The sequence below is a fragment of the Rhizobium sp. RCC_161_2 genome, assembly GCF_041355235.1.
GTDB lineage: Bacteria > Pseudomonadota > Alphaproteobacteria > Rhizobiales > Rhizobiaceae > Rhizobium.
This window is the reverse complement of record NZ_JBFUPL010000011.1, coordinates 145,813-161,593: the sequence shown is the minus strand read 5'-3', so window position 1 is coordinate 161,593 and position 15,781 is coordinate 145,813. Positions and strand designations below refer to the sequence as shown.

Below are 15,781 nucleotides of genomic sequence, written 5' to 3'. Positions count from 1 at the left end.
ATGTCGGTCGACAATCGCACACCTTTTCCCTCGCTTGCCTTTCGCCAGTACAATCTGGCAGGCGATCTGCTCGGCGTGGTCGTGGCACGCGGCACATTCAAACTGACGAAGGGTGGTCCGCTGATCATGGATGATGTCCAGCGGCCTCTGGTCATGTCGGATGTCTATGACGGCGATCCGCACCAGACGCCGCAAATGGCTTCCACGGATCTTGCGCCATTCAAGCCGGGTACGGACGTAACTTTCGTCGGCGCCGCATTTTCTCCGAATGGCGTCGCTGCTTCTTCTTGGACGTGCGGGCTGAGAGTCGGCCCTGTTCAAAAACGTCTGCGGGTTCATGGACCACGTTTCTGGCGTGCGAGGACCCGCAAGACCTGGCGTGGGCTGATCGACAAGGAAAAGGAAGATGCGCTTGACGGCTGGGAATTGACAACAGGCGAAGCCGTGACTCATGTCCCGATCGACTGGCGGTTTGCCTTTGGCGGCAGGAGCGAGGGCGGCGAGGTATTCGAACGGAATCCGGTGGGGATCGGACTTGTCGACGAGGATCAGTTTCGCGAAAAACCGGAATGGCCGGCGCCGCAGATCGAGGATGCAGATGCGCCTATTCGCTCTGTCAGCGACAGGCCCGCGCCGGCAGGCCTTGGTCCGCTTTCGCCATTCTGGGAGGATCGGGTCCAGAAGGCTGGGACCTACGACGATACCTGGCTGAAGGACAGGCATCCGCTGCTGCCGAGTGACTTCGATTTCTCCTTCTGGCAGGCGGCGCATTCGGACCTGGTGGCAAATCCCTGGCTGCAGGGCGACGAAGCGTTCGAGCTGGATCATCTTCTACCGGGTTTGGAGATGCTCCGCGGTCGTCTGCCTGGCGTTCATCTTGACGTTGAAATCGATCGGGGCACGGGTCCAGCGCGAGGCCCCATGGTGCTCGACGGCGTCCATTTCGATATGCGCCCCGGTGTCGGGCGTGTTTTTCTGACGTGGCGAATTGGCTTCCCCTGGCCGGAGCGTCGTGGACTGCCGCGTCTCGCCTTCGCAAGTTTCGCTCAAGGGGTGGCTTGATGGGTGAGAGACAATTTCCAGACCCGATCTATGACGCGGATTTCGCAGCTCTTTATGGACTCCCTCCCGATACTAAAATCATCGGCCCGCCGATGTCGGGTACACTGCTTACCAAGACGCCGGACGGCAACAGCCCGATGCTCAGCTACGACGGACCTTGGCCTCCTCCCAAGAAGGAGGCAGCAAAGCCAGCAGTGCAACCGAACCCCACAGCAGCTGTTCCGCCACCACCAGAGTTCATTCCAGACGACGGCACTGCAATTGCGGTTTGTTTGTCGCCAGATGTCTGCAAGTCACCAACCGCGCCTGTGCCTTACATGGTATGGGGCAAGGCGGATGATAAACAGAACTATTCTCCCGACGTGAAATCTAATGGGGATGTCATCAAGCGTTCAGATTCACGTTTCACCGCTACATACGGTGACCAACCTGGTACGGGCCTAGGCGTGAAATCGGGCACGGTGGGAAATGTCGTAACACCTGTGACATCCTCCAACATCGTTCGAGCAAATGGCGTCCCCATACAGCGTCACACTGACCGTTGCACATTGAATAACGGCAACTGCCCTGGCGAGTATGTCAATGTGAAATCCACGGTGGTGGATATGCCGCCGGATGGTAACGATGCTCAGAACAGGAGCTGGTGGGGCGCCGCGAAAGACACGGGTGGTGATTTCTGGAAGGGGATGACGGCGACTTCGGACACCGCATCTACCGGCGAGGGAATATTCAACAAGGTGGGCCAGTGGTGGAACGACCCGTCTCAGATCGGACGGGACGCGCAATCCGCCTATGATAGCATTCCGACAGGATCGGAGATTTGGCAAGGCACGAAGAATATCGCCGGCGGCGCAGCGCATGTGGCTGGTGAGGTGTGGAACGATCCGGCTGGCAGCGCAAAGGCGACGGGCGGCTGGGCGAAGGATCAAGCCGTCGGGGCCTGGCATGGCGTTGAGGCGGGTTACGAGAAGCACGGCGTTGCCGGTGCGGTGGGTGCGGTCGCTGGCATCGCTGTTGAGATCGTCAACCCATTGAAAAAGCTGAAGATGCTCGAGAGAGCGGCCGAGGTTGCGGAGGAACTCGGCGATCTGAAGAAAGCCGAAAAACTTAGGAAAGAAGCAGAGGAAATCAGGGAAAAGGAAAAGCAGGCGGAGCGAGCTCGCAAGACCGAGGAAGAGGGGAAGGACGGGGCACGGAGTACGCGCATCCATCATGTAAGATGCTTTGAGTTGCCAAAGGGAGTTGATCGTAATGAGTTTCGGCGGCAGCTGAAGGAGCAGCAGGACACTATCAACAAAATGACAGCTGATGAAATGGCTTACGCTCATACCGCCCTTGATCAAGCTCGTGAGGCTTGGGATGCGAGCGGCAAAAAGGGTTCGTTCACTAACCTGCTGAGAGATGGAAAGGCACAGGAGGCAGCTCGGGCCGATTTTGAAGCCTCATTAAGACAAGCGGGTTATTCCCGGGCTGAAATCAAAGAGAAAATGTCCGCTGTCAACGCGACGCATTATCTTGACATTATTGCTGGAGGTGATCCGCGAGAACTTGGAATAGGGGGAGGAGCCGAAAACCAGAGGATTGGGCCGATGTGGTCGCAAAAAGGTCGAGCCGAGTCGCTAAGGCAAGCTGCGAATGAAATGCGCAGCGGAGGGCGGGCTAGCCAAGTTATGAATGTCGAACTAAAAATATGTGGCGAAAAATAACAACAGCATGGGTGTTAAATGCTAGATTCTTTTTTTGTGGACACGATTGACGAAATAGGGCCGCCACAGAGATGCATCCCACTGACGGTGGAGCAGGATGCTCGCCTTTCTAAATGCCTGCCGAGCAGCTTTATGGATTTTTTGCGCGCATATGGACTAGGTGACTATTTTGATCGAAAGGTACAATATTGTGATCCGGCGGAATTTTCGTCCATCCTCGCTTTGGTTTTCGGCGCGGATTCTGATTTCAGTCACAAAGATTGCTTCGTAATCGCACAATCCGCGTTCGGCCGGCTCGTTTGCTGGTCTGAGCGACACGACTACTTCGAGATCGATCTTATTGATCTGCGATTGACATCCAGCAAGCTCGCACCAACGGAATTCATGCTGCCCGCCGGCTTTGAAAAGCGGGAACGCAGTTCGGATCCAAACATTCTCGCTCGCTCGCTACTCGTCTCAGACCGTAGAGATTACGAAGAATTCGACGCTCAAGGCAAACCTATGTTCGATCGCTGTGTATCGTCTTACGGCCTATTGGAACGGGGCGAATGCTACGGCTATTTTCCAGCGGTTGCGATAGTCGGTCTGGATAGTCCTATGCGGCGGATCGAGAACATCCGGCGTGTAAAAGCGCTTGAGCATTTCACAATCCTGGCCCAGTTGGGCACCTTCCATCTGATGAAATTAGAAAGGGGGCAATATACGGCAATACGTCCGATTGGATGATTGACGTTTGGCGCCTAGTGCTTCCAGAAAATTCATCACGAATGATTGCTCGCTTTCTGGAAGAGCGCTTCGGAAAGCGTCCGAAGTTCTTTACCCATTGCAATAATGCCAGTGTAACCTTGGCTTCCTGGGATATGTCAGGACCCAGCCGAGGTCGTCGCGGGTAGTTTTTTCGAGTTTCCAACTGTGCTCTTTGCTTTAATTTGGCGAAGTTCATCCGACCACTTCCCGGCACCACCTATAAAGTGAGCCGCTCATGAACCGGAGAAAGCAAATCGAGCGCACCATAAGGAAGCGCATTGATGAACTGCTGGAGATATCTGGCAAGAAGTTCTCGTCCGGTGACTTAAGAGGGTCGCTTGACATAGCTTTGCAAGCTTGGAACCTAATTCCGGAACCCAAGTCGGACTGGGACTATTATCCTCAAAGCCTTTCGGCAGGCTTCGTTCAGGATTTCGCTGATTTAGGGGACAAGGAGAACGTTTCGAAGTGGTCGCAGATCATGGCGGATATGTACGACGATCCCAATCACGAGGACCATCTGGTACTCATGACCGAAGGTGAGGCCATGTACAAGCTTGGCGATATGGATCGTGCCTATTACGTTTTCGGACGAGTGTACGAGATCTACGGTCAAAAGGGCTTCGCAGGCGCTCAATCGAGCTATCTCGACTTCTACCGGAAAGAGAAGGCTGCTCGCGGTGAATAGTGCACAAGAGGAGCTGCCGGACGATATCTATAATCGCGTCACGGAACTTTCCGAACAAGGAAACGATTTGCTCGATCGTGGAGATACGAAAGCAGCAATCTCGATGTAGCGCTTAGCTCTGCAATTACTACCAGAGCCCCAGCGCAAGTGGGATGCGGCGGTCTGGCTTCATGCTTTCATCGGTGACGCTCAAAGACAGGACGGCGATCTGAACGGAGCACTCGGTTCCTTTGAGCAAGCTGCAGCGAGTGGCGACGGCTGTGCCAACGGCTTTGTCCAGCTCGGTATAGGCTCCTGCCTCTACGATCTTGGTCGCGAAGAGGAAAGCACTGATCCTCTATTGCGCGCCTACATGAGCGAAGGCGATGAAATTTTTGAGGAATCTGATCCAAGGTACCTGGAGCATCTGCGTAAGCGGAAGCTGATCGGCTAAGCGGCTTATGGCTTGAACGCGGATACAGAAGACAGTCCCTGGCGGTTCTATTTCACCGCAGTGGGCGCACTTCATTCGGCCGGCTGGTCGATATTTCTTTGGAGGTTCAACGGGCGGAGGATGGGAGCGACGACGTCCGCCGTCCCTTCAACGGTCTGGTGACGTCTCTCCAGGGAGGGGTCCCGGATCACAGGAGGCCTGCGCTCCTATTCGATGGTACTGAAGCCGCAAATGTGGCCTCCGTCGCAGCGTCAAACTGCTGAAAAGATGCATGTCGAGTTGAAGAGGTGTAAATAGATCATGCCGGCAATTCATGAAAATTTTCAATATGCCTTGGACGAGTATGGTCCAGTCAGACAAATCCGGCGCGCATCGAACGCGGAACTTTCGGAGTTGCATCGGATGCTGCCGCAGGTAGTGGTCGATTTTATCAAGGAAAAGGGCTTCTGCTCTTTTCACAATGGTCTATTTACCATGTGCAATCCGGAGGAGATGCGGGCGGTCACTGCGCTGGTATTCGGTGCCGACGACGATTTTCACCATCGGGATTGCCACGTCTTCGGCTACACTGCTTTCGGTGTTCTTTATTGTTGGTCAGACAAGCTCTACAATTTTCGGATAGAGTTGCCCCTGAATGTCATTTATTGCAGAGCTCTTACAACATCGGAAAACTGGCCGCCCCAAGCGAGTGCGGAGCATATTGCGTCGGGCATGATTCCGGATGAAGAAGAGGCAGATTTCCTGGATGTTGCCGGTACTCCGATGTTTGCAGCATGTCAACACGCCTACGGCGCAAACGAGACAAGCGAATGCTATGGTTTCTTCCCTGCTTTAGCGATTGCCGGCGCTTTCGGCCCAGCGCAAAGCGTAGAGCATATTAAGCGAGTGAATGCACTTGAGCATTTCACGTTCCTTGCCCAGTTACAGCGCTTCTATCTTACCAAACCTGTTTCAGGCGGGGTGCAGGCGGTGCGGCCGATTGGCTAGTTGAGCGTCGGCGGCTTACGGAGATGTCTTGTGGGTGGTTGCTTGTAAAGACATTTTTCGATTTGACGGCCAGGCTTGGGAACGGATCAAGCACCCGGACATATAACAAGACTTGAGGAGGCATGAGGATCGGATACGAATGATCCTTTCTAGCGGTTCTATTTCGCTGCGCCGGCGAAGCTCTTCTAGAATCAATGTGTTTCCACCTTGACCCAAGCCAACCCTGGTTTCTCTTTCGTCGCCGCGTTGGTCAAAAGCTGGAGTTCGTCGGATAGTGCAGAAAGATTTCGCCGATGTACTTTCCAAGGCCGGTAGGCCGTCCAATATTCGTGCTGCGCCCACCGACGTCATCGAAGCCTATCGCGGGCGCGTGCCCGGAGGCCTTTTGGAATTCTGGGGTGAGGTCGGCTGGTGTTCTTTCCAGGATGGCTATTTCTGGGTTTGCGACCCGCGTGTATTCGACGGGCTTTTGAAGGATGTTTTTCGGGGAGACCCGGATTATGCATCGGCGGATTTTGTTATTTTCAAATATGACGCCTTCGGAAAATTGTATGGCTGGCGAAATGATACCAAGATTATCACACTCGATATTGCCGCATATAATCCGGTATTCAGTTCACAGCATGATGAGCAGCGGCCAGACACAGGGGAGCAATGGAGCGACGATCGTTATGTCGCCAATTCCATTGCGCTGGCAAAAGAGGAGCGAGACTTTTTCAAGGAACAGGACTTGAACGATTTTGAGCGGGGGCTGGATCGTCTGGGGCCCCTGGCTCCAGGGGAAATTTATGCCTACGCTCCCGCGTTTGCCTTTGGCGGATCGGGAGCGCCGGAAACGCTCGTTAAGGCGCCGATCGTTGAGCATCTTTTGCTGGTGAGCCAGACGGTCCACATCGCAGTCGAGCGCTATGTGCTCGACACGGCCGATCCAGCCAATCCGTTTGGACGTCTTGAGCGCGTCCGCGAGATAGGAGCGACGGTGAGATAAAATGTTTGGGTAAGGGCGCTATCCGAAAGGACGGAAACCTGAATCATGACCGACGTCGCGCGCGCGGTATCCGAGGATGTGATTTCCGTTATCACGGTGGTGGAGAATTCCGAGATCTACCAACCAGACGCGCGAGCTTATCAATATCGCTATCGAGCGGATCTTGGTGACGATTGGCGCCATGAAGATTTCCACTTAAGTGTTCAGGACGTTGCATACTATCGCGATCCTGACTCGGCTCAGCCCCACCTCGCTCTGTTGTCAGCAGAAGGCGACCTCTATCACTTCGCATCGCCTAATAGATTTCAAGAGCGGATTGTCGGAGCGGGCACAACGGCGGATGATTCCAAATGCCATGGCAAGATGTTGAAGATGTCGCAGATTGGTGAGCGGCGTTGTTGCGGCCTCGGCTGTCACAGGTTGTGATCCTGCGGATCTTCTCAAACAATTGCGGGACTACCATCGCAAGGTTCGAAAACTGCCGGGATCAACGCTTTTTCGAGCCGATCCAACTGGTAAGATAAACGCAGGTTCCAACAGCGTTGGTCAAGGCTCCGGTAAGTCCGGTAGTGCCGGCGGACTCTAAGGAAAAGGCGATGGTCGTACCCATAAAGTTTGTAAACGCCTGCGCAGCAAGCGACGATATTTTCATTATTGCAACGATTCCGGATGGCCTGCCCGCTGGCGCAGAGTTTACGCGCCTTTATTATCTTAACCCTTCAACTGAAGATGTCTGGCATTATCGGGATTGGTCAAATCATCAGGTAGTGTCCGTTTGCCTGCGCCGCGAGCAAAGTAGCGTAAAGAGAGCCGGCTGTGCTTTGACAGGCGATGGCGATGTCGAGTTGGCAAATTCCGTCGGTCAGACCTACGAAAAAATAGCCGACGCAGGGTTGGCGAGCGAACGCGCTTTGGGCGATGTCACCCGAATTAGGGAGATAGGGTCAACCCTATTTGTTTGCGGTGGTTCTGGGCAGGTGTACCGTCGCGATGACACTGGTTGGACGCCGATCGATGATGAGCTGGTTGCAACTGGAAAAAACGCCCTCGAACTGCCGCAGTTGAACGCGCCGATTTCTAATGAGACGTTGCGGCAATTTACGCAAACGCTCAGGCACCTTCCAAATTTTAATGATATTGGCGGCTCTGATGAGACGGATGTCTATGTATGCGGTAACGGCGGCAATCTCTTCTACTATGACGGGACATCATGGCGTAAAATTGAGATCGATACCGATGCGATTCTGACAGCGATCCATTGTGTATCATCGGATGAAGTATGGGTGGTTGGTCAAGATGGTACCGTCTTGTTTGGCAACGCTCGCACAGGCTTCCGCAATCTCGGAGAGTTTTTCCCGGGCGGTTACATCTGGTCGGTCCGTCACTTTGGAGGGCGGGTTTATCTTGGAACGTTGCATGGGCTTTATACGCTTGACGGATCGAATGTTAGGTTAGTTTCGAGTGGGAAGCTGGATGGTCGAGCGCAAATCATCGCTCTCGACAGTTTTTCGGATACTATTCTATGGATCGCGACAGACCGGCATGCCATTCGTTACGATGGCAGCACGTTCACATTCTTTGAACATCCAGACAACGTAAATTATTGAGCTCGATATACTGGGGCTGTTGATGGTGAGCAGAGGTTCAGATTTTATCCTGAGGTTAAATCCAGAAACATGATTGCAAAGTTTGCCTAGCTTGAAGATTGTCGGAACGCTCAAAGAGGTCGAGATCATGTTGGAGGCGACGAGCTATTTGAAGATTTCGGCAGCCCTATTTGAAGTATCCGAAGGCGCAAGGCCTTGCCAAACGAGCGTAAAGATAGCATCGGACAATCTTCATTATGGAGATTAAGCCTTGAGTCTGCCCCTATTTCAGCCGAAGAAAAGATGATCGCTCGCTTTCTGGAGGAACGTTTCGGGAACCGACCAAAGTTCTTCATCTATCGTGATAGCGCCAGTGACCTTGCCCGCAAGTTTTATCCAGTTTGGAGTTCGCTCCAGCGGTTTTTTGAGGTGCTACCAGATTTTGGGCCAGCGGGAGCTGGAATTTTCCGGGGTTAAGGCTCAGCTCGGCGGGGGTGCCGATGAATTTCGTGCGTTGGGCGCAACGATTGACGTCCCGATTTGTATTCACGAGACCGCATGGGATCTCCAGTATTCGATTCGAAACTGACGATTTCCCGAGGCTTAAATAGGTCGATCTAATAAGTATTGTTTCGTTAGAGGGGGATTTTCCGGTTTTCGATAATGCAAACAATGAAAATGTCTTGCGAATCTCGCTTCCTGAGCGGATTGTTATTTTGTATTTGATATATTTCTAATTTACATTAAGTATCGCAAAGTAAATTTTAACTAAAATCTCGTTATAAATCTTCAGCTCGGTAGACGCCTTGCGGAGGGAAATAATGAGAAAGACCATACTTGCAGCTTTCGTGATGGCGATATCCGCTTCGGCTGCGAATGCGCAAACGATCGGCGTGTCGATGTCCGGTCTGGACAAGTTCAGGACCGCACTGCTCAACGGAATCCTGTCGAACGGAAAGACGGTGTCCGGTCTGAAGTTCGTCACGCAGAACGCCAAGGGCGATAATGAGCTTCAGAAAAAGCAGGTCGAGCAGTTCATCGCGGATAAGGTCGATGCCATCGTCCTCGCCGTTTCCGACGGTGACCTTGGCCCGCAGATGACCAAGCTTGCCGCCGATGCCCATATTCCGCTGGTCTATATCAACAACGTCCCCTCGAACCTGTCCGACTTGCCGGAAAACCAGGTCGTCGTCGCGTCCGACGAAGCGGAATCGGGAACATTGCAGACGAAGGAAGTCTGCTCTCTTCTCAAGGGCAAGGGGCGTGTCGTCGTGCTGATGGGCGAACCCTTCCATGCGGCCGCCCGTGCACGCACGCAGGATATCGACAACGTCGTTGCGACGCCTGAATGCAAGGGTCTCCAGATCGTGGAGCGTCAGGCTGCCTATTGGTCGAGCGATTATGCCGATCAGCAGATGCAGGAATGGCTAACGGCGGGCGTGAAGTTCGACGCGGTCATCGCCAACAATGACGAGATGGCGGTTGGTGCCATCCGCGCCATGAAGCGGAACGGCATGTCGATGAAGGACGTCGTCGTCGCGGGCGTTGATGCGACGGACGATGCGCTGGCAGCGATGCAAGCCGGCGATCTGGATGTCACCATTCTCCAGAGCGCCACCGGGCAGGGCGCGGCGGCAGTCGATGCCGCAATCAAGCTCATAAACGGGCAAAAGGTGCCGCGAGAAAACAACGTGCCCTTCGAGCTCGTCACGCCACAAAATATCGCCCAATACCTGCCGAAGACCCAGTGAGCATAAGGGGATCATGATGTTGCGCTTTTGGAATAAACTTGGCATCCGCGCGCAGATCACGGCAGGCTTCCTGCCGCTGATCCTGCTGATGAGCCTGCTCTCGGTCAATGCGATTTCCGGCATGGAAGGACTTTCATCCATCTTCTCCTCTTACCGCAGTACTGCCGGCCAGAGCCTCGCCATTTCCGGCTACAGCGACCAACTGCATGAAATCCAGATGTCGGTGGAAGCTTTCCGCTCCAGTCCGACACAGGATGTCGTGGACCGTTTCCGGGCTGGGGTTAAGGCATTTGCAACCGACGATCAGCGCTTTGCGGGCAACAATGTCCTGCAGGCTGGTATGGCAAACATCCGCCAGGACGTTGCCGCCTATGGCAAGGCTTTCGAACAGATCGTATCCCTGCACGCAAGGCGCGATGCCCTGATTTCCAAGGTCACCGAGTTCGGCCCCTGGACCAGCATTGCGCTCAACGACGTCATGCGCAGTGCTTGGCGGCAGAACGATGTGACGCTGCTGCACATGACCGCCGCGACACTCGAGGCGTTGAACCGCAGCCTCTATTTCTCGGAACGCTTTATCCACTCGGGTGATTTGGCATCTTACGACTTGGCGCAGTCGGCGCTTAATGACGCGATGGCTCTGAACGATGCTGATGCCAAGGCCGCCAAGGGCGACCTGCAGCGCAAGCGCATTCTCGGTGCCGGTCAGCTGATGCAGAACTACACCGGCCGTCTTGGTGACGTCAGGGACATATTGCTGGCGACCAATAAGATCCGCGAGAGTGAACTGAACGTCCTGGCCCCGAAAATCGCAACGGGCTTTAAGGATCTGCAGGCGACCGTCATGGACGCGCAGAAGTCGCTCGATGGCTCGGTCGAGACGACGGTTGCCTCCGCGGCGAGATCGACGCTGATCATTAGCGGCCTCCTGATCGTGATTGGTCTTGTACTCGCCTATTTCGTCGGTCAGCTGATTTCCTCGGCCGTGCGCAAGATGGCACGGACGATGGAGCGGCTTGCTCACGGCGATGACACGATGGTGGTGGATGGTACCGAACATCGTCACGAGCTCGGCGCCATGGCACGCTCTTTGAAGGTTTTCCAGGAGACCGGACGCGGCAAACTTGCCGCCGAAGCCAATGCCGAACGTGCTCGCCTTGCGGCCGAAGAAGAACGCCTGCGCCAGGAAGCCGAGCGGCTTGCCGATGCCCAGGTGATGGAACATGCCTTCCAACAGATTTCTTTCGGTCTCGATGCACTCTCAAAGGGCGATCTGACCGTCCGTGTCGGCGAGGTTGACGGCCGTTATGTCCGCATTCGCGATCATTTCAACAACTCGGTCTCCAGTCTGGAAGAGACCCTCGATTCCGTTATCCGCGCGGTCGGCACGATCAAATCCGGCCTTGCGGAAATCTCGACAGCGTCCAATGACCTCGCGCGTCGCACCGAACAGCAAGCTGCTTCGCTCGAAGAGACCGTGGCTGCGCTCGGCGATGTGACACGGGGCGTCAATGGTACGGCGGAAGGAGCAAGTCATGCTCAGAGCGCCGTGGCGACAGCACGCGCCAATGCCGAGAACGGCGGTGCGATCGTCGCCCGCGCGATCGCCGCGATGACGGAGATACAAAATTCCTCGTCCAAGATCGGCAATATTATCGGCGTCATTGACGAGATCGCCTTCCAGACCAACCTTCTTGCCCTTAACGCGGGCGTGGAAGCGGCGCGTGCAGGCGAGGCAGGAAAAGGCTTTGCCGTCGTCGCCCAGGAAGTGCGCGAGCTTGCCCAGCGATCAGCCAGTGCGGCCAGAGAGATCAAGGCACTGATCTCTACCTCCTCGGCACAGGTCAAGGCGGGCGTGGAGCTTGTCGGAGAATCCGGCACGTCGCTCGCACAGATCGTCGAACAAGTCGGCGCGATGAATGCCACGGTTGCCGAAATCGCCGTTGCCGCGCGTGAACAGGCAGCCAGCCTGCGAGAGGTTTCTGCTGCCGGCGATCAGATGGACAAGGTCACCCAACAAAATGCGGCGATGGTGGAAGAGACGACGGCAGCGGCTCAGAGCCTGACCCAGGAGACCGAGAACCTCGCGGACCTAGTGCAGCAATTCAGGACACGCAGTGCGGCTGTGCCCCAGCATCGCCGTTATGCAATGGCGTCCTGAGATCGAGCGAAACTGCCACTCCGATGACGGGCTGGGTTGACGCCCAACCCGTCTATTCATGCATCGCGGCCATACTCCCGAGCTCGCTATCGTCTGGGTCGCAATTCCGCGCGGCATGTGATCGAGAGGCGCTTGATCAACGGTGCCCGCAAGCATGAACCAGGCACGAATATGATCATCTCAGGATGTTTTGATGTGGCCTGATTGGTTCGGGCAAATCTTCATGCCCGAGCAATGAAAGCAGCTCCCGCTCCACGGTTCGCTGCATCGCATCCAACGGCAGAGCGTTTGGCTCCAGGCCAAACGGATCCTCGAGTTGGTGCCCCAGTGCATCGAGCCCGAAGAATGTATAGGCGACGATCAGAACCGGCAGAAGTGTCCACCAATCGAGGGAGCCGGCCAGCGCAAACGGCAGGGTCACGCAAAAGACAAGCGCGGTGCGATGGAGGAGCAGGGAATAGGCGAATGGGACGGGTGTCAGCGCTATGCGCTCGCAGCCGCCCTGCACCTCGGCGAGCGCGGTGATTTGACCCTCCAGGACCGAGTAGTGGATCGCTCCGATCTGGTGCCTGCGCATGAGCGTCAGGCAATGCTTCCCGATATGATCGAGCACCGCGTTTGTCGGGTTCGGATTGTTTGGGCTGAGGCTCATATCGAACCAGGGCTTGATCGCGGCCCGCTCGTCCTGGCCCCGCAAGCGCGCAACCAGCCCCGCAGAGAAGCCGCACAGGCCGTGAAGGAGGAAACGTCGGTCGCGTTCCTCCAAGGCGGAGGTCTGGCGCGCGAAGGACCGGCAGGCGATGATCAACTCGCCCCATAGCTTTCGCCCCTCCCACCAGCGGGCGTAACAGGCATTGTTGCGAAAGCTCATGAAGACCGAGAGCGCGATGCCGATCAGCGTGAAGGGAATAGCGCTGATCCGCGCGAAGATGCCCGGATGTTCCTGTGCCGCAAAGATTGCCACGATACTGATGAGCGAAATCCCAATGAGATGGGGAGCGATCCGCGGCAATATCGAGCCGTTGATTGCAAACAATATATCCTTGAAACTGGGTTTCGAGCGTAAGATCATTTCGATATCCGTGGCGTTGTAAGCATTTCCCTTGCACCGGGTATCGCGCATCTGAGAAAACCACGCGGAAGTCTCCCCATCGCTACGGGTGCGATCGTGGAGGCAGTCGTTCCATGCTTGGCCCCTGTGCCGCTTCCAGCAGGCTCTGTCGTATTCATAATTCGTGCCAGGTTCCGGGGCGAAGGAAAGTCAATGGCTTAGCGCTTGCTCTCACCGCTCTCTCGGACAAATTGTCCAAATTTACGGGACAATTTGTCTATAGATTTCAATATGATAACGTGTTTTACTGTCGCCACGATCATTTCCGTGGGGGTAAAACATGGCCGACAATAAGCCTCAATACAAAACCTACCACCATCCCGCCGGTGGATGGGGTGCTGCGGCCGCAACAGCAAAGGTGTTGCTTGAGCAGAGTGTCGTCACGAAGGGATCGCGTGCCCTGCTCGCCATGAATCAGCCGGGCGGTTTCAAGTGTCCGAGCTGCGCCTTTCCAGATGCCGATTGCAAGAAGACGCTCGAGTTCTGCGAGAATGGCGCCAAGGCACTCGCGCACGAGGCAACGAAGTTCAGGGTCACCCGCGAGTTCTTTGCAAAGCATACGGTGACCGAGCTGATGGAGCAGTCGGACTATTGGCTTGAGATGCAGGGCCGCCTGACGGAGCCGATGCGCTACGATGCGGCGTCCGACCGATACGTGCCGTGCGGCTGGGATACGGCGTTTGCGATGATCGGTGATCACCTGCGGGCGCTCGAAAGCCCGCATCAGGCGGAATTCTACACCTCGGGCCGCACACCGAACGAGGCCGCGTTCCTCTATGCGATATTCATTCGGGAGTTCGGCACCAACAACTTTCCGGACTGTTCCAACATGTGCCACGAGCCGACCAGCCGTGGCCTGCCGCCCGCAATCGGCGTTGGTAAGGGGACGGTTATTCTCGAAGATTTTGAGCATGCCGAAGCCATTTTCGTCATCGGACAGAACACCGGCACGAATTCGCCTCGCATGATGACCAATCTGGTCGAAGCGCGCAAACGCGGCGTCCCGATCGTGGCCGTCAATCCCATGCCGGAACGCGCGCTCATCCGCTTCACCGAGCCGCAGGACGTCGTGCAGATGGCAACCTTCGGATCGACGCCGATCGCGAGCGAATTCGTCCACATCCGCATCGGTGGCGATCTCGCTTTGTTCAAGGGGATGATGAAGGTGATGTTTGAGCGAGAAGCTCAAGGCGAAAAGATCATCGACACCGATTTCATTGAAAAACATACCGTCGGGTTGGACGCGATCCGCGACGACGTCATGGCTCAGGAGTGGGCGGACATTGTCAGAATTTCCGGACTGGAAGAGGCTCAAATTCGCCGCTGCGCCGAGATCTATATTCGCTCACGCGCGACGATGATCTGTTACGGAATGGGCCTTACTCAGCATCAGCAAGGCTCTCGGCTCCTGCAGCAGGTGGCGAACCTGCTTCTGCTGCGCGGCAATTTCGGAAAGCCCGGCGCCGGCATTTCCCCCATTCGCGGCCATTCGAACGTTCAGGGCGATCGCACGGTCGGGATCGATGAAAAGCCAACGCAGGAGTATCTCGATCGCGTCCGTGATGTCTTCGGCTTCGAACCGCCGCGCGAGCACGGGCATCATACGATCGAGTCCGTGGAAGCGATGGAAAATGGCACCGCCAAGGTCTTTATCGGAATGGGCGGCAATTTCGTCCGGGCGATCCCGGACACGGATCGATCCTATGCCGCAATGCGTAAGTTGTCGCTGACGGTTGGGATCGCAACGAAGCTGAACAGAGGGCATCTCGTTCATGGGCGCGACGCGCTCATCCTGCCGGTCGTTTCCCGTTCCGAACAGATACAGACTTCAGCCGGCGAGCAGTTCGTCACGATCGAAGATTCAATGTCCAATGTCACCGCATCGCGCGGCGTTTTGACGCCGGCAAGTCCGCATGCCCTTCCGGAGGTGGAAATCGTCTGTCGCATGGCGCTTGCGACTTTGCCGAACAGCAAGGTTCCGTGGGAAAGCTATATCCACGACTACAATCTCATTCGCGACAAGATCGCCGCGGTCTATCCGGAGATTTACAGCGACTTCTCGGAAAAGATCAAAAACCCGAAAGGATTTCATCTCGACGTGCCACCGCGCCGCCTCGTTTGGCCGACGCCGAATGGCAAGGCGAATTTTCTGCTTTTGCCCGGTCTCGAGGTCAATGTTCCGGTCGCCGACCCGTGGATGCTGCGATTGGCCACCGTCCGCTCGCATGACCAGTTCAACACGACCATCTACAGCTACAATGACCGGTATCGTGGTGTGTACAACGACCGCATGGTGCTCTTCATGAATGCGGAGGATCGTGCCGACAGAGGGCTGGAAGAAGGCTCTCGCATCACGCTTGAAACGATCAGCGATGACGGTCTGCAGCGGCGCGTGGAGGGCTTGACGGTGCTGGATTATCCGATGCCGCGCGGAGCGATTGCCGGATATTATCCGGAACTCAACCCGCTCCTGCCTCTCGATTATTATGATAGGATCAGCGGCACACCTGCCGCCAAATCAATACCAGTGCGCGTCGTTGCAGCCTGAGCAGACCTGAACC

12 protein-coding genes are annotated in these 15,781 nt (G+C 55.7%); 11 read left to right on the top strand and 1 reads right to left on the bottom strand.

The annotated features are described in order from the left end of the window. From AB6803_RS25630 to AB6803_RS25585, 10 genes are all read left to right on the top strand, one after another. Positions 1-1,062: a DUF2169 domain-containing protein gene (locus tag AB6803_RS25630; protein ID WP_371111531.1), complete on the top strand. Its 1,062-nt coding sequence runs from the start codon at positions 1-3 to the stop codon at positions 1,060-1,062. Continuing rightward, complete coding sequence (locus tag AB6803_RS25625; protein ID WP_371111530.1) at positions 1,062-2,768, top strand: PAAR-like domain-containing protein; 1,707 nt, start codon at positions 1,062-1,064, stop codon at positions 2,766-2,768. Before AB6803_RS25630 ends, AB6803_RS25625 begins: the two co-directional genes overlap by 1 nt. 18 nt (positions 2,769-2,786) lie before the next feature. Continuing rightward, positions 2,787-3,494 (top strand): GAD-like domain-containing protein, encoded by a 708-nt coding sequence (locus AB6803_RS25620; RefSeq protein ID WP_371111529.1) that lies wholly within the window; start codon positions 2,787-2,789, stop codon positions 3,492-3,494. A gap of 256 nt (positions 3,495-3,750) precedes the next feature. After that, positions 3,751-4,203 carry a hypothetical protein gene (locus AB6803_RS25615; protein WP_371111528.1) on the top strand — a complete coding sequence of 151 codons (453 nt, stop codon included), beginning with the start codon at positions 3,751-3,753 and terminating at the stop codon, positions 4,201-4,203. Positions 4,204-4,936: 733 nt separating this feature from the next. Then, positions 4,937-5,623 carry a GAD-like domain-containing protein gene (locus tag AB6803_RS25610; protein ID WP_371111527.1) on the top strand — a complete coding sequence of 229 codons (687 nt, stop codon included), beginning with the start codon at positions 4,937-4,939 and terminating at the stop codon, positions 5,621-5,623. A gap of 274 nt (positions 5,624-5,897) precedes the next feature. Continuing rightward, positions 5,898-6,611: a GAD-like domain-containing protein gene (locus tag AB6803_RS25605; protein ID WP_371111526.1), complete on the top strand. Its 714-nt coding sequence runs from the start codon at positions 5,898-5,900 to the stop codon at positions 6,609-6,611. A gap of 45 nt (positions 6,612-6,656) precedes the next feature. After that, positions 6,657-7,037, top strand: a complete 381-nt coding sequence (locus AB6803_RS25600) for a hypothetical protein (protein WP_371111525.1) — start codon at positions 6,657-6,659, stop codon at positions 7,035-7,037. 170 nt (positions 7,038-7,207) lie between these two features. After that, positions 7,208-8,218, top strand: a complete 1,011-nt coding sequence (locus AB6803_RS25595; protein ID WP_371111524.1) for a hypothetical protein — start codon at positions 7,208-7,210, stop codon at positions 8,216-8,218. A gap of 800 nt (positions 8,219-9,018) precedes the next feature. Further along, a complete protein-coding gene (locus AB6803_RS25590; RefSeq protein ID WP_371111523.1) occupies positions 9,019-9,948 on the top strand; it encodes a substrate-binding domain-containing protein in 930 nt (309 codons plus the stop codon). A 16-nt stretch (positions 9,949-9,964) separates the two neighbouring features. Further along, on the top strand, positions 9,965-12,109 hold the full coding sequence (locus AB6803_RS25585) for a methyl-accepting chemotaxis protein (RefSeq protein ID WP_371111602.1): 2,145 nt from the start codon (positions 9,965-9,967) through the stop codon (positions 12,107-12,109). Positions 12,110-12,284: 175 nt separating this feature from the next. On the opposite strand, the gene AB6803_RS25580 is transcribed toward AB6803_RS25585, so the two are convergent. Next, positions 12,285-13,181, bottom strand: coding sequence for a bestrophin family protein (locus tag AB6803_RS25580; RefSeq protein WP_371111522.1), 897 nt, complete (start codon positions 13,179-13,181; stop codon positions 12,285-12,287). 319 nt (positions 13,182-13,500) lie between these two features. On the opposite strand from AB6803_RS25580, the gene AB6803_RS25575 reads away from it, so the two are divergent. Then, positions 13,501-15,768: an FdhF/YdeP family oxidoreductase gene (locus AB6803_RS25575; RefSeq protein WP_371111521.1), complete on the top strand. Its 2,268-nt coding sequence runs from the start codon at positions 13,501-13,503 to the stop codon at positions 15,766-15,768. The last annotated feature ends 13 nt before the right edge of the window (positions 15,769-15,781 follow it).

What these genes read in the sequence shown, in the direction of transcription:
- AB6803_RS25630 (WP_371111531.1), top strand. Translation starts at nt 1, where the DNA reads ATGTCGGTCGACAATCGCACACCTTTTCCCTCGCTTGCCTTTCGCCAG.
- AB6803_RS25625 (WP_371111530.1), top strand. Translation starts at nt 1,062, where the DNA reads ATGGGTGAGAGACAATTTCCAGACCCGATCTATGACGCGGATTTCGCA.
- AB6803_RS25620 (WP_371111529.1), top strand. Translation starts at nt 2,787, where the DNA reads ATGCTAGATTCTTTTTTTGTGGACACGATTGACGAAATAGGGCCGCCA.
- AB6803_RS25615 (WP_371111528.1), top strand. Translation starts at nt 3,751, where the DNA reads ATGAACCGGAGAAAGCAAATCGAGCGCACCATAAGGAAGCGCATTGAT.
- AB6803_RS25610 (WP_371111527.1), top strand. Translation starts at nt 4,937, where the DNA reads ATGCCGGCAATTCATGAAAATTTTCAATATGCCTTGGACGAGTATGGT.
- AB6803_RS25600 (WP_371111525.1), top strand. Translation starts at nt 6,657, where the DNA reads ATGACCGACGTCGCGCGCGCGGTATCCGAGGATGTGATTTCCGTTATC.
- AB6803_RS25595 (WP_371111524.1), top strand. Translation starts at nt 7,208, where the DNA reads ATGGTCGTACCCATAAAGTTTGTAAACGCCTGCGCAGCAAGCGACGAT.
- AB6803_RS25590 (WP_371111523.1), top strand. Translation starts at nt 9,019, where the DNA reads ATGAGAAAGACCATACTTGCAGCTTTCGTGATGGCGATATCCGCTTCG.
- AB6803_RS25585 (WP_371111602.1), top strand. Translation starts at nt 9,965, where the DNA reads ATGTTGCGCTTTTGGAATAAACTTGGCATCCGCGCGCAGATCACGGCA.
- AB6803_RS25580 (WP_371111522.1), bottom strand. Translation starts at nt 13,181, where the DNA reads ATGATCTTACGCTCGAAACCCAGTTTCAAGGATATATTGTTTGCAATC.
- AB6803_RS25575 (WP_371111521.1), top strand. Translation starts at nt 13,501, where the DNA reads ATGGCCGACAATAAGCCTCAATACAAAACCTACCACCATCCCGCCGGT.